The sequence below is a fragment of the Neobacillus mesonae genome, from assembly GCF_001636315.1.
GTDB lineage: Bacteria > Bacillota > Bacilli > Bacillales > Cytobacillaceae > Neobacillus > Neobacillus mesonae.
Genome location: NZ_KV440949.1, coordinates 559,293 through 573,684 on the forward strand (window position 1 = coordinate 559,293; position 14,392 = coordinate 573,684).

The 14,392-nt window shown below is 40.1% G+C and carries 13 protein-coding genes; 2 read left to right on the forward strand and 11 right to left on the reverse strand.

Translation table 11 applies throughout. The features are described from left to right. Positions 1–186 precede the first annotated feature (186 nt). The gene (locus tag A6749_RS02755) at positions 187–1,164 is read right to left on the reverse strand and encodes a DUF2515 family protein (RefSeq protein ID WP_066384938.1); all 978 of its coding nucleotides are present in this window, start codon (positions 1,162–1,164) and stop codon (positions 187–189) included. A gap of 201 nt (positions 1,165–1,365) precedes the next feature. Here A6749_RS02755 and recU point away from each other — a divergent pair, with 201 nt between their 5' ends. Then, complete coding sequence (gene recU / locus A6749_RS02760; protein ID WP_066384940.1) at positions 1,366–1,977, forward strand: Holliday junction resolvase RecU; 612 nt, start codon at positions 1,366–1,368, stop codon at positions 1,975–1,977. Between the two features lie 37 nt (positions 1,978–2,014). Then, positions 2,015–4,666 carry a transglycosylase domain-containing protein gene (locus A6749_RS02765; protein ID WP_066384942.1) on the forward strand — a complete coding sequence of 884 codons (2,652 nt, stop codon included), beginning with the start codon at positions 2,015–2,017 and terminating at the stop codon, positions 4,664–4,666. A gap of 13 nt (positions 4,667–4,679) precedes the next feature. Here the strand turns inward: A6749_RS02765 and A6749_RS02770 are convergent, their stop codons facing one another. From A6749_RS02770 to panB, 10 genes are all read right to left on the reverse strand, one after another. Beyond that, positions 4,680–5,042, reverse strand: coding sequence for a YpoC family protein (locus tag A6749_RS02770; protein ID WP_066384946.1), 363 nt, complete (start codon positions 5,040–5,042; stop codon positions 4,680–4,682). After that, the gene (gene nth / locus A6749_RS02775; RefSeq protein ID WP_066384949.1) at positions 5,035–5,697 is read right to left on the reverse strand and encodes an endonuclease III; all 663 of its coding nucleotides are present in this window, start codon (positions 5,695–5,697) and stop codon (positions 5,035–5,037) included. Before nth ends, A6749_RS02770 begins: the two co-directional genes overlap by 8 nt. Positions 5,698–5,713: 16 nt before the next feature. Continuing rightward, a complete protein-coding gene (locus A6749_RS02780; RefSeq protein WP_066384953.1) occupies positions 5,714–6,415 on the reverse strand; it encodes a DnaD domain-containing protein in 702 nt (233 codons plus the stop codon). Positions 6,416–6,532: 117 nt separating this feature from the next. Then, a complete protein-coding gene (locus A6749_RS02785; RefSeq protein WP_066400711.1) occupies positions 6,533–7,717 on the reverse strand; it encodes a pyridoxal phosphate-dependent aminotransferase in 1,185 nt (394 codons plus the stop codon). A 33-nt stretch (positions 7,718–7,750) separates the two neighbouring features. Then, positions 7,751–8,221 (reverse strand): cell wall elongation regulator TseB-like domain-containing protein, encoded by a 471-nt coding sequence (locus A6749_RS02790; RefSeq protein WP_066384957.1) that lies wholly within the window; start codon positions 8,219–8,221, stop codon positions 7,751–7,753. Positions 8,222–8,322: 101 nt separating this feature from the next. Continuing rightward, positions 8,323–9,171 carry a ComEC/Rec2 family competence protein gene (locus tag A6749_RS02795; protein WP_066384958.1) on the reverse strand — a complete coding sequence of 283 codons (849 nt, stop codon included), beginning with the start codon at positions 9,169–9,171 and terminating at the stop codon, positions 8,323–8,325. A 46-nt stretch (positions 9,172–9,217) separates the two neighbouring features. After that, positions 9,218–12,022 carry an ATP-dependent DNA helicase DinG gene (dinG, locus tag A6749_RS02800; protein ID WP_066384959.1) on the reverse strand — a complete coding sequence of 935 codons (2,805 nt, stop codon included), beginning with the start codon at positions 12,020–12,022 and terminating at the stop codon, positions 9,218–9,220. Between the two features lie 81 nt (positions 12,023–12,103). Next, the gene (panD, locus tag A6749_RS02805) at positions 12,104–12,487 is read right to left on the reverse strand and encodes an aspartate 1-decarboxylase (protein WP_066384964.1); all 384 of its coding nucleotides are present in this window, start codon (positions 12,485–12,487) and stop codon (positions 12,104–12,106) included. 20 nt (positions 12,488–12,507) lie between these two features. Beyond that, on the reverse strand, positions 12,508–13,359 hold the full coding sequence (gene panC / locus A6749_RS02810; RefSeq protein WP_066384966.1) for a pantoate--beta-alanine ligase: 852 nt from the start codon (positions 13,357–13,359) through the stop codon (positions 12,508–12,510). Then, positions 13,356–14,192, reverse strand: a complete 837-nt coding sequence (gene panB / locus A6749_RS02815) for a 3-methyl-2-oxobutanoate hydroxymethyltransferase (RefSeq protein ID WP_066384968.1) — start codon at positions 14,190–14,192, stop codon at positions 13,356–13,358. Before panB ends, panC begins: the two co-directional genes overlap by 4 nt. Between the last annotated feature and the right edge of the window lie 200 nt (positions 14,193–14,392).

Consider the following 14,392-nt stretch of genomic DNA (forward strand, 5'->3'; position numbering starts at 1 on the left):
AGAAAACAGTACATGCTAAAAATCGGAGGTGTTAGAGATGTCCAAAAAAAATAAACAAAATAAAAAACAGCAGATGCAAACAGAGCCTGAGAATAGACCGGGCTACGGAGATAAAAAGCTTGAAGGGCCCGACAGACCTTCAACCTGACCAAATGGTCTAAAGCAAGGGTACTTCCCCTTGCTTTTTTATTGCCTTTTATGAAAGTCTAATATTTGTTGCAGGGATAGCATCATGTCCAGCTGGTATGATTTCTCAAAATACCAATCAGTCAGATGAATTGGCCGCTTATGCCATACCGGTCCATGAAGCCATAAAGGAGAGATATACCGCTTATGGCTCCAATCCTCAAAGGTATGGCGGGTATGTTCAATGAGCGGAAATGTTGTTCTGAGAATCGGTGTATTTCGACCTGTCTTTTTTTTAAAATATTGTTCATAATCATGTCTTGAACCTGTATGTGGCGTCTTAATGGCAAATTCTAAAAAATGAGGAAACAGCCTAGGATGTGATAAAATATCCGCAAGTCTTTTTCCTAAATCAATCCGGGTGGACAGCTTGCGAAAACCATTGGCGCAAGCACCATAAACCTCCCCGCCGCATGTTGGAAATAAAACACAGCTGAAATGCAGCCAATCCTGAAAATTAAACAACATTGTTCTAAATACGCGCTTCTTAAAGGAAGGATGTTCAATCACAGGCGTATGAATGACATTTTGCTCATTAATAATTAATGAGGTTGTTAACCGATTTCTATCCTTTTCCTTCCAATATCGTACCCATTCCGCTTGAATAAATGAAGAAACATGAAAATAGGGCAATAAATGAAACAAAGGCTTATTTAATTTCGTCGAATATTGGTAGAGCAAAAGCTGTGGAAAAACATCATGAAAAATGAGCCAATTTGCCCGTTCATATGTTAAAAAAAGCTGTTTCCTTGTTTGCGGCGGTATCAGCTGGGAGAAAACCTGCCCCTCTAGATCACACATATTCCAGCCCCCATTTCGGGAAACCATATGGGCAAGAAATGACCAAATAATATCCGGATTTCGTTTAAAATAAGATAAATAAGCATCTGTCCTAGATATGTTGTCCAGATTTTTCTTAGCCGTTTCAGCTTGAATTTGACGAACGAGGTGTTGTTCCTGTATTGTAAGATAATTCATAGATGGTTTTCTTCCCTTTATGATATTTTTAATAGATTATTAGTTTCCCGGCTTCTTTTAGTGGATGTACGTAAAAAGATTCATGCCAATTCGTTTTATTAACGTTACAATTACTATTAGATTCTGTCAGGCATGCTATTTTATACATCAAGTTATGCTAACAGTTACTATTATAAGGTGTGGCTTAAAGAGGTGTAAGACATGGATATTAAGTATCCAAATGGCAAAAAGTTTGAGCGGAAAGAACTTCCGAAACAAGCACCGGTAAATAAACCAAAAATCGAAACATATGGAAACCGTGGAATGACGTTAGAAGAATATTTAAATGATACAAATCAATTTTACCGGGAGCGAAAAATAGCCGTCATTCACAAAAAACCAACCCCTGTACAAATCGTCCAGGTGGATTATCCGAAACGAAGTGCGGCTGTTATTAAAGAGGCCTATTTTAAACTTGCGTCTACAACGGATTATAATGGGGTATACAATGGGAAATATATTGATTTTGAAGCCAAGGAAACAAAAAGTCCTACTTCGTTTCCGCTGAAGAATTTCCACCAGCATCAAATTTCCCATATGAAAGAAGTGATGGCTCAAGGAGGGATCTGCTTTGTGATTCTCATGTTTACGAAATATGACGAAGTATTTTTCCTTGAAGCAAAGCATTTGTTAGCATTTTGGGAAAGAATGATGAATGGAGGCAGAAAGTCAATTACAAAACAGGAAATTGAGCAAAATGGCCACCTCATTTCGCTTGGATTTCAACCTAGAATAGACTATATTAAAATATTAGATGCACTAAACCTTTGCTAAAACCTATTCCAAAGGTTAGAAAGGAAGGAAAAGCAGAATGGCTGATCAATACCAATCAAGAGAGGAGCGCCGGAAGAAACTCCAGGAAAAAGGAAAGCAAAAACCAAGAAAAAAACAGAAGGGGCTATTCAAGAAAATCTTTCTGTCCCTTGTCATCTTGGGAATTGTTTGCATTATTGCTGGAGTTGGCACTTTCGCGTATTTAGTAAAGGATACACCTCCGCTTGATCCAAAATTATTAAAAGACCCAATTCCATCGAAGATATTAGATAAAAATGAGCAGCTTGTGACTGAAGTAGGAGCTGTTAACAGAGAATACGCGAGTTATAAAGACATACCTAAAGTAGTGGAAAACGCCATTTTGGCTACTGAAGACTACCGGTTTTATAAACACCACGGCATCGACCCCATCCGGCTTGGCGGTGCGATTTTGGCCAATTTCCAGCGTGGTTTTGGTGCAGAAGGCGGAAGTACGATAACCCAGCAGGTAGTCAAAAATTCATTTTTAACTCATGAAAAAACGTTAAAGCGTAAAGTACAGGAAGCATGGCTTTCTTATCAGCTTGAACAAAAATATACGAAACACCAAATTTTTGAAATGTATGCAAATAAAGTGTTCGTGTCTGAAAACAGTCATGGAATTGCTACTGCAGCTAAAATTTATTATGGAAAATCATTAAAGGAATTAACATTAGCGGAAGCAGCGCAAATTGCCGGCATGCCGCAAAGCCCAAATAATTATAATCCGTTTACACATCCAGACTTAGCTGAAAAAAGACGGAACATTGTTTTAAGCCTGATGTATCAGCATGGATTTATTACAAAAGAACAAATGGAAGATGCCAAAAAGGTTCATGTAAAGGATACCGTATTAAAACCTAAAGAACGTAAAGTCAACACGAAACCGTATGATTCGTTCGTCGATGCCGTCATTGATGAGGTGAAAGAAAATACCGATTTTGATATTTTCACAGACGGTTTAACCATCTATACATCATTAGATAAGAATGCACAAGAACATGTCGATAAAATTCTCAATTCCAAGGAAATACCTTATCCTGACGATGAATTCCAAGCAGGTATTGCCCTGCTCGATACAAAGACTGGAGAAATTCGGGCAATTGGCGGCGGAAGGAACCAAAATGTGCAACGCGGCTTTAATTATGCGATTGATACGCAGCGCCAGCCAGGTTCAACGATTAAACCTGTGCTCGATTATGCTCCTGCAATGGAATATTTGAACTGGGGTACGTATCAAATGATTGAAGATAAACCCATAAAATATTCTACCGGACAAAAATTCGGCAACTGGGACCAATCGTATAAAGGTGCTATGACAATTAGGACTGCACTGCAATTATCACGGAACAGTCCCGCGGTACAAACCCTGCAGGAGGTTGGCCTCGAAAGAGCAAAGGACTTTGCTGTGGGTATTGGTATCCCGTTAAAAGAGATTTTTGAATCCTATGCTATAGGCGGATTCGGCGGCAAAACAGTCGGTGTTTCTCCTCTTGAGATGGCTGGCGCTTACAGTGCGTTTGGAAATAATGGCATTTATAATAAGCCGCATGCCATAAATAAGATTAAACTTCGTGATGGCACTGTTATTAGTTTGGCACCGGAACCAAAGGTGGCAATGAAGGATTCAACTGCTTTTATGATTACAGATATGCTGAAAAGCGTATTAGAATACCCTGGAACGGGTGTGAGAGCGAAGGTACCCGGCCTGCCGATTGCTGGTAAAACCGGAACAACCAACTATACGGATGAAGAAATAAGAAAATGGGGTATCCCGAACAGCAAAGCCGTTCCTGATGCGTGGTTCACCGGGTATACAACCAACTACACCGCATCTATTTGGACAGGATATAAAGACCGTAGCACACCAATTACCGCAGTTGGTGATAACCAAAGAATTGCCCAGTTCATATTTAAGGACTTAATGGCATATGTCTCAAGTGATATTGATACACCAGACTTTGAAATGCCTAACAGCGTGCAAAAGGTCCGAATTGAAAGAGGTTCTATGCCTCCGGTGCTGGCGAGCGAATATACACCAAGCAGCCAAGTCTCCATTGAGTACGCGGTTAAGGGGCATGCACCTACCACCGTATCACAGCGGTATTACAAATTGAATGCTCCATCGAACTTTGCCGCTAAATATGATGAGGCAAGCGGAAGCATTGTGTTATCTTGGAAGTACAAAAATACAAATGAAGCTGTTACTTTTGATGTATCAGATGGTACCAAACATTATTCCGTTCAGGATACTACATTAACATTACCTGCGGAACCTGGAGCAAAATACAACTTTACCGTTGTCGCCATAAGTGGAAGTAAGAAGAGTGACCCAGTTTCTGCTTCTATTGAAATCCCTAAACCGGAAACGCCAACAGTGCCGGGAAATGAGAATGATAATGGACAAGATAACGGGAACACCGGCAATAAAAATAATGATGGCAACGGCAACAATAATGGAAATAACAATGGCCAGAATAATGGCAATAGCGACAATAACGGCAATGGCAACAATAATGGGAACAACAATGGTCAAGGCACCGGCCAAGGAAATGGTGCTGGAAACGACGACGGCAGCGGTCAAGGAAGCGGAGATGGCAATGATCAAGGCGGTCAAAGCACACCCTCCACCCCTTCCGGTGACCAAGAAACCAACGGCAATGGAACATAAGCAAAAAAATCGTCTAGCTTTTTCGGCTGGACGATTTTTTTATCAACTCTTTCTTGACATATAGCTTTTGCAGTTCAATCATTAACTCTGACAACTGACGATAGGAATGGTATAAATGGGGTCTGGATATAATAAATTCAAGCCTTTCTTTAAGATTGACCGGCTTTACATCCAGTTCATCGTATGATATTACCTTCCCTATGGAAACATCTAGATCATTTGCTATGTTTAAAAATTGATTGAATAAAGCAATCCCCTTTTCCATAAGGAGTTTGGCATTTTTTTGCTCGCGTTTCCGAAATACATCTTCCAGCTGTGCCTTCATACCGTTCCATTCCTTCAGAAGGTCGGAAGCGGTCATCGATTGATCATTCATTGACAGCAGCCTTTCCTTTCATACGTTTTTTCCCTTCACGGCACAAATCTAATAATGGACAGCTTGGACATTGAGGATTTTGAGCTTTACAATGATATCTTCCGAAAAAGATTAAGCGATGATGGGAAACAGACCATTCGTTCTTAGGAATTTTTTTCATTAATGTCTTCTCTACCTCAAGAACTGAATCCTTCCAGCGGCAAATCCCAAGGCGCTTACTTACCCGCTCTACATGTGTATCAACCGCTATAGCGGGAATGTTAAAGGCAACAGACACGACAACATTAGCCGTTTTTCTTCCGACTCCAGGGAGTTTCGTCAGCTCATCCCGGTCCATCGGCAGTTCACCGCCATACTCCTCTAACAGCATACGGCAAAGGCTTTGGATATTTTTCGCCTTATTACGGTAAAGACCAATCGAACGAATGTCATTTTGCAATTCCTCTAACGAAACCTTTAAATAATCTTCCGGAGTTTTATATTTATTAAATAACTCTTTCGTTACTTTATTGACTAAAGCATCAGTACATTGTGCCGATAATGAAACGGCGATAACTAACTCAAAAGGGTTTGAATGATTTAACTCACAATGTGCATCAGGAAACATTTCGCCGATTTGATCGAGACAAAATCGTATTTGAGTATTATTCAGCAACCAGTTCACCCCACAATCAATTCTCTAACCAATTATAAAAAGGAACGGAAGGATTATACGTTTGTTCCTTTGGATTACTTTTCTGCAGCTGCTTTTGACGAAATTTCTGACCATGGTTTTTCGCCTGTTCAACTGTTTTAACTCCATTTTTCTTCCATTCAAACAGAATTCTATCAATATAGCGGAAATTTAACTTACCGGACATGACAGCCTCTCTTAAGGCAGCTTTAATAATGACTGGATCGTGGTGATCGTCATCCATCCACATGGCGAGGGATTCGCATTCAAATGGGGAAAGCGGACGTCCAAATTCTTTTTCAAAGCAAGTGTAAAGATCCATTTCTTCTGTCTTCTTTGTTGTCTCTTGGACTTGATTTCGCTGGGAAACCAAAAACTGTTCTACCAGTCTTTCCCACAATGGTTTAATGGAGTATTTTTCAAAGCGGATTCCGTCATTGGAATATTGGTCAATTATTTCAAGGAAGCCTCTTTGCAGCAACCTTCTAAGGATGTCATTGCATTCCGCAGTGGAAATAGTCATTCGACCCGATAGCTCCTCCGGGGTCGGAAAATATTTTCCCTTTTCCAAGAAGGTTAAAATATTTAATAAAAGAACGAGTTCCGTTTCATTTAAAGTAAGATTTCGGTATTCAGAAAATAATAAACTGGGAATGGTAATATTCCCTTCTTCAAGCCATGCTAACACATTTGATTTCATCTTTGGACACCTCCTAAACAGTATAACATGAACGGTTGCTCCCAGTAAGACTTTTAGGTATCCAGCATTGGAAATTGAAAACAAAAAGTCTGCAGGATGCAGACTTTTATAGTTTCATTATGATTGTTTTGCTTCAACAAATTCCTTCATTCTGGCAACAGCCTTTTCTAACAGGTCAAGTGATGTTGCATATGAAAGGCGGATATTATCAGGTGTGCCAAAGCCTGAACCTGGAATAACGGCAACTTTTGCTTCGACGAGTAATGCGGAGGCAAAATCATCGACATTTTGATACCCGGTCATTTCTGCAGCAGCCTTTACATTTGGATAAAGATAAAACGCACCTTGAGGCTTAACACAAGTAAATCCAGGAATCGCAGTTAATTGCTTATAAATGATTTCCAGTCTTTCTTCAAACGCCTTACGCATTACCTCAACCGGCTCCTGCGTCCCATTGTATGCGGCGATTGCTGCATATTGAGCTGTTGTTGTCGGATTTGATGTACTGTGGCTGGCCAAATTGGTCATCGCTTTAATAATCTTTTCTTCACCTGCTGCATAACCAATTCTCCATCCTGTCATGGAATGGGACTTGGAAACACCGTTAATAATGATGGTTTGCGCTTTAAGTTCCGGAGAAAGCTGGGCAATGGATACATGCTTAGCACCACCGTATACAAGCTTTTCATAAATTTCATCCGAGACAATCAAGATATCTTTTTCCAAGCAGACTTTTCCTAATTCACGAAGCTCTTCTTCGGTATACAATACACCGGTTGGATTGCTTGGAGAGTTAATAATAACTGCCTTCGTTTTATTCGTAACAGCCTGAGCCAGCTGTTCAGGAGTAATCTTGAATTGATTTTCTTCCTTCCCCTCGATGTAAACAGGTACTCCGCCTGCCAATTTCACCTGTTCAGGGTAGCTTACCCAATACGGAGTTGGAATGATTACCTCATCCCCGTCATTTAACAGCACTTGAAATAAAGTATACAGCACGTGCTTGGCACCGTTTCCGACAATAATTTCTGCTGGTTTATAGGTTAGGCCTTGATCGGTTTCAAACTTTTTGATAATCGCCTGCTTCAGGGCAGGTAATCCTGCTGACGGGGTATATTTCGTAAAGCCTTCATTCATGGATGTAACTGCCGCATCTAAAATATGCTGCGGTGTATTAAAATCGGGCTCCCCTGCCCCTAAACCGATAACATCCTCCCCTTGTTCCTTTAATTCTTTCGCTTTAGCAGTGATCGCTAATGTCGTTGACGGTGTAAGTGACAACACCCTGTTAGCTAATTCCAACACCATTAGTACTTCCTCCATTCTCCATCGTTGCTATAAATTTTCGATTTTTTTCAGCCATTCCCCTGTTTCAAAATGAATGTAATAATAATTTATTAGGTTATTTTCAGAACGGTAATAAATTTCCCATAATGGGATATTTTTTTCCATTCCTAGGCGGACTGAAATAATTTTTTTTGGTTGTTTTTCTTGTAATAGTTTGTGAATGGCATCTTCTTTTGAAAGACCTGCACTCGCTTTTCTTACAATAATTTGCTTACTCTTTTCCGGAATCCATACGATTACTTTTTGTCCCTGCTGATTCTTTCCCTCAATCACATTAATCTGTTCTTGTCCATTATAAATGTGAAAGTCTTCTACCTGGTCAATTTCTTTACCCGCCAGCTTTACGGCTTTTACTTCTGCTGCTTTAACAGGTTCCATTGATGTGAAGTATACTTTTAAAGAGGTTCCCAGGAGGACAATGACCAACACGATGGAAATCGAGATCATCCATTTTTTCATTATTCATCACTTCTTTATGTACGATAATCTACTTTACTATTATAACAGGTTATCACAAAAATACGTTAAATCAAGTATGTTTTAAATGAATTTTTCCATAATTATTCTACACCGGATGGGATTGTGATAACCTCATATTTTGTTTCAGTAAATTTGATTGTTATAGTGCCATGTTTTTTTGTATAGTAAATTTCCGACCATGCTTCATGTAAATCATCCAAGACGTCTGCATTGAGCTGTTGCTCCGTTCCTGCGAACATAACTGATATTTCCGGGTTAAGATTTTGAATTAAACTCTTGGATATAGCATCTTCCATTTCCTTGGTAAAATTTGGCAGCTTGAAAATATTCACAGCATCCAATTTCTTGCTTAATAAGGCTTTTTCTGCCTGATCACTAAAAGATGACATAAGAAAAATTCGATGATTAAAAAACTCCAGCATAAAATCCAAACCTTCATTTTGATTGTTTCCAGCATACTGAACAACGGCGGTTACTTCCGGAAGGATCACGGCTTTTGTCCCTGTGTTCCAATTTGTTACCTTTAGGTTTGCCGGTAAGAATCGGGAAACAAGCTGTGTTTTCAGTTTGGATGTCGTGATAATCTCTTGAATTTTGTATTTAGAAATCAGCTTTTTTAATGGCTTTTCTGACAGCAGCCCCATCTCGTTGGTCAAAATTAATGCTTTTAACTTTTTGACATTATAAAGATCAAGCCATCCTTCCAGTTCAACAATGGTGTCTACTCCGCCAGTATTCACCAGAATGTTTTCAGCATTCGGGCCTTGAATGAGTGTCGCATCTCCATCTGAAAGCCCTAAGAAAGTGACGGCCATTTCATTGTCTTTAATATTTAATTTAACCTTTTCAACACTGCTGGCGGGCGCAGCCGCACCGGCCATTATTGAAAACGGTATTAACAGGCTTAATAGAATAAGTACTATTCTCAAATAGACACCTCCTATAACACTAGGATGTGCAATTTTCCAAATATTATCAAACCCAAGAACGAATGATCCTTGCTAATTCATCAATTCTTCCTTTATTAATCGAGACTGGAGGAATAGATGCTAGAAAGCTTTTTCCATACTGATTAGTAATTATTCTTTTATCAAATACAACAACAATACCACGGTCAGTTTCTGTCCTGATTAACCTTCCAAACCCTTGTTTAAAGCGGAGGACGGCTTCCGGTAATGAATATTCCGTAAACGGGTTTCCACCCCGCTCTAAAATTAATTTACTTTTTGCCTCGGTCAACGGCTCATCTGGGGCGCTAAATGGAAGCCGGACAATACAAAGACAGGAAAGATCCTCACCTGGGATATCGACTCCTTCCCAAAAGCTGCTTGTGCCGAACAAAATCGCTTTATCGTAGCGCTTAAAATTTCTTGTCAATCTTGCCGGGCTGCCGCTGGATATTCCTTGTGCCATCAGGACAAAATCATTTAAAAAGCCGCTTTCTTTTACGAGATCATACGTTTTCTTCAACATATCATAAGCAGTAAAAAGAACTAACATCCTCCCTTTTGCCGCTTCGGCAATCGAAATAATTTGCTCCGTTAAGGCAATCACAAATTCATCTAATGTGACAGTATTAATTTCTGGCAGCTCTTCGGGAATTAGCAGCTTCACTTGCTTCTGATAATTAAATGGTGAAGAAACCATCATTGTTTCCGTTAAGACAGGGTCAAGACCAAGTTCATTTAGAATGAAATGGAATGAATCGTTAACAGTCAGGGACGCGGAAGTGATGACTGCAGCTTTTTTAACTGAAAAAAATTGCTCCTGTAATTGGTCCGCGACGACTGCCGGCTGTGCGACAAAGGTAGTAATATTTTGCGGGGAGCGCATATCAATTTCAATCCATTTGACATCATTTTTTTCACGAATAAAGCAGTTCATCACCGTATCCCTCAGTTCTTTCACATCATTTAAGAACGTTTGGATTTCCTCTAGTGTAGTCTGTTGATAGGTTGTTAACGGTGTTTTTGACTTCATAATCCACTTCAAGCGCTCCTTTATGGCTATTTGCAAATCCTTAAGTAAAAATGCCAGTCTCTCCGCGCTAATTACTAATGCCCTTACTTCTCTTTCGCCATCACTCTGGGAAAATCTTACCTTCGATCGGTAAAATCGTGGTGCCGCTCCAAGTTTCTTTTTCGCAAACAGGGCAATTAAATTAAAAAATTCATCGACTTCGTATGTTAAATCCATAACTAGCTGGTTCAACTGGAAAGGATGCAGTAAAGGCTCCTGCCCCTCTGAAATCATTTGAATAATGTCCTCCATATCATGAAAAAGCTGCGGCTGGTCTTCAAGCCCAAATCTCCCTATTAAAAGGCGAATCGCCAAATAATCTAATGAAGCACCAAAAAACTGTGTTGCCGTCTTTTCAAAATGATGGCCTTCATCAAGGATGACATAATCATAATCAGGTAAAATCGCGGCCTTTTCCTTAATATCACTTAAAACTAAGGAATGATTAGTTATAATAATGTCCGCATATTCAGCTTCTTTTTTTGCTTTTAAGTAAAAATCCCTATCTGAGTATTCTTGGTTAAATGAAAAGCCAAATGGACTGCTCTTTATTTTTTCCCAGAATATATGTCCGCCGCTTGATAAATTCAGTTCATCCTTATCGCCCGTTTCAGTTTCTGTTAGCCATACAAGAATCTGCATTTTTGTTAACGTTGTGTCATAATTATCGTTTTCATCAGATAGCGATTGATGGAATTTTTCAAGGCTAATATAATGGCTTCTGCCCTTAAGTAAAACAGCGTGTATCTTAAACGGAAGAATGCTTGCTAATAAAGGAATTTCCTTTTTTAACAGCTGCTCCTGAAGTTGAATCGTATATGTACTGATTACAATCGGTCCACTTTTATTCTCTTTGCAAAAATAAGCAGCGGGTAAAAGATATCCAAGTGATTTGCCCACACCCGTCCCTGCCTCAATCAATGAATGCCGCTCATAATGGAGGGCGCGATACACAGCATCCATCATTTGAAATTGGCCTGACCGTTTTTCAAATGATTTAAACCCTTTATTCAGTAGGTTGATCTTATCATTTTCATGTTCCGGGTAGGACAAATTAGTTTGTTCTTGTTCCATATCTATTGTCTTGGCTGTCTTTTTCACGACGAGGTCCTTAACCAATTCCGTATGTTCTGGGATGCCCTCATCCATTGGATCGAATTCTTCCAGTATTTCATCCAGCAATTGCTGCAGATCACTTTTTAACCCGCCTGAAAGGGGTAAAAGCTGCCTGATTGTTACCAATGGAAGAGCAGCCAAGCGCCGCAGGAAGATGAGCAAAAGCTCTGCCGTTACTTCAGCGTCACTGTCTGCCTGGTGTGGACGGTCATGATTTAAATTCTCTTGTTCAGCTAAGTCAGAAAGCTTATATCCATCAGCAGTTGGATACATAATCCTTGCCATTTCTACCGTATCAAGCACAGGTCCAAAAAAACCCTCATAGCCGGCAGAGACCAATTCCTCCTGCAAGAACGATAAATCAAACAAAACGTTATGGGCAACAAAGTAGGCCCCATCTAATAAAGTGATTACTTTCTCCGCAATTTCAGAAAAAACGGGAGCATTTTTGACCATCTCATCGTTGATGCCAGTTAATTCTTCAATAAAAATAGGGATCGATTTTTGGGGATTGATCAATGACGAGAATTGTTCCGTGATTACTCCATTTTCAATGACCACGGCCGCAAATTGGATAATTCTATCGCCTTTTTTGGGAATATTTCCTGTAGTTTCTAGATCTATTACAACAAATTTATTATACATATCTTTAGCACCCCAAACATTCATTCCTTAAACCGTACCACAAAAATCATAAAAAGAAAATCCCCGATGAATTCGGGGACTTTATATAATAGTAAGTGCTGGCTCTGCATGAATTAATTCTTTAATGTGGTTATTTTCACCCATTATCGCAACTTTTGGTTTATGGGCTGCGGTTTTTTCTTCCGCAACAAGCACATAGGAAATAATGATAACGATATCACCAGGCTGAACGAGGCGGGCTGCAGCACCATTTAAGCAGACAACTCCGCTCCCTCTATCCCCGGGGATGATATACGTTTCGAGTCTTGCTCCATTGTTGTTATTGACGATTTGCACTTTTTCATTCGCCATCATGCCGACCGCATCTAAAATATCCTGATCAATGGTAATACTACCTACATAGTTTAAATTAGCCTCCGTGACAGTGGCGCGGTGGATTTTCCCGTTCATCATGGTGCGAAACATATTATTTAGTTCCTCCCCTATTAACAATCGATGTCAATGATTAGATTATCTATTAATCGAGCTTTAGTAAATTTGACAGCAAGTGCAATGATTACTCTGCCTGCAACTGTTTCTACCGGCTGCAGCTGTGGATAGGAATAGATTTCAACGTAGTCTATTTCTCCACTTGTATCCTTTGAAATCATGTCCTTTATTGTATTAGTAATTTCAATTGGATTTTTTTCTCCTCGAATGATTGCTGTATTTGCCGCGAGTAAACTTTTATAAAGAATAGGTGCCTGTTCTCTTTCTAAAGGTAAAAGGTTTACATTCCGTGAGCTTTTAGCCAGTCCGTCGGTTTCACGAACCGTGTCAACAGCGACGAGTTCAATCGGAAAATTAAAGTCGGCAATTAAGCCCTCAATTACTGCTACCTGCTGGGCATCCTTCTTCCCAAAATAGGCTCTTGTCGGCATTACAATGTTAAAAAGCTTCGTAATCACGGTAGCAACACCATCAAAATGACCGGGACGGGACTTGCCGCATAAAACATCTGTCCGCTGCTGCACTGCTGCTTTTACTGTTAATGGATTGGGATACATTTCCTTCACAGATGGATAGAATAAGAGATCGACTTGTTCACATTCAGCTAAAGCACAGTCCCGTTCGAAATCGCGGGGGTAGGCAGCCAGATCCTCCTTTGGTCCAAATTGGATCGGATTCACAAATATACTTAAAACAACAAGATCATTTTCCTGTCTGGCGTTTTTTATTAATGTGAGATGACCTTCGTGGAGGTAGCCCATAGTTGGAACAAAGCCAACCGTTTTGCCTGCTTCCTTTTGTAAAGCCAGTTCTGTCCGTAATTCTCTGATGGTTTTGATGATTTTCATTGGAAACCTCCGTAAAGGACTTTCAATTCCTCTTCCTTCATTGTAAACGTATGCTTTTCTTCAGGAAATTGTTTATTTCTTACATCAGCTGCATAGGCTTGAATGGATTCAATCATAAACGGATGGACAGAATGATATTGCTTCACAAACTTTGGCACCCTCTCCACTCCATAGCCAATTAGATCATGGTAAACTAAAACTTGACCGTCAACATCTAGACCTGCACCTATTCCAATAATGGGAACAGAGACAGCCTTTGACACCTCCGCGGCAAGCTGTTTTGGGACACATTCCAGTACAATCGCAAATGCGCCTGCACGCTCACACTTTTTGGCATCTTCAATTAATTTTTTCGCCGCATTCGCATCTTTTCCTTGGACCTTGTATCCGCCCAGGACACCAACTGATTGCGGTGTTAAGCCTAAATGGGCACAAACCGGGATTCCGGCTTTTGTTATCGCAGTGATTTTTTCAATTACCTCGTCGGCACCTTCCAATTTAACAGCATTGGCCCCTGTTTCCTGGATCAATCTTCCCGCATTCATTAAGGTATCTTTCATTGATAAATGGTAAGTAAGAAACGGCATATCAACGACAATAAACGTATCCTTTGCCCCGCGTTTTACCGCTTTTGCATGATGAATCATGTCGTCGAGCGTCACAGAAACGGTTGATTCATAGCCTAGTACAACCATTCCGAGCGAATCGCCGACTAAAATGACATCAACCCCGCCTTGCTCGGCCTGCTTTGCAGATGGATAGTCGTAAGCCGTCAACATAACAATCTTTTCATTTGATTCCTTCATCTTCAAAAAATCTGTCGTCTGCTTCATCATTTTCCCTCCTCTTAATTGGAAGAGGTGACAAAACGTAAGAAAGAGAGCATAAAAAAATCCTTCTGAAGGCAGAAGGATTCCGTACTCTTTTGCTTGTTCCATCCCTCTGTCCCGGTCCGTCTTTCGGATCTAGGCAGAAACCTTTTAAATTTTAAGTTATCTAGTAACACATCATCAGGTGCAGTTCACATGCAGGA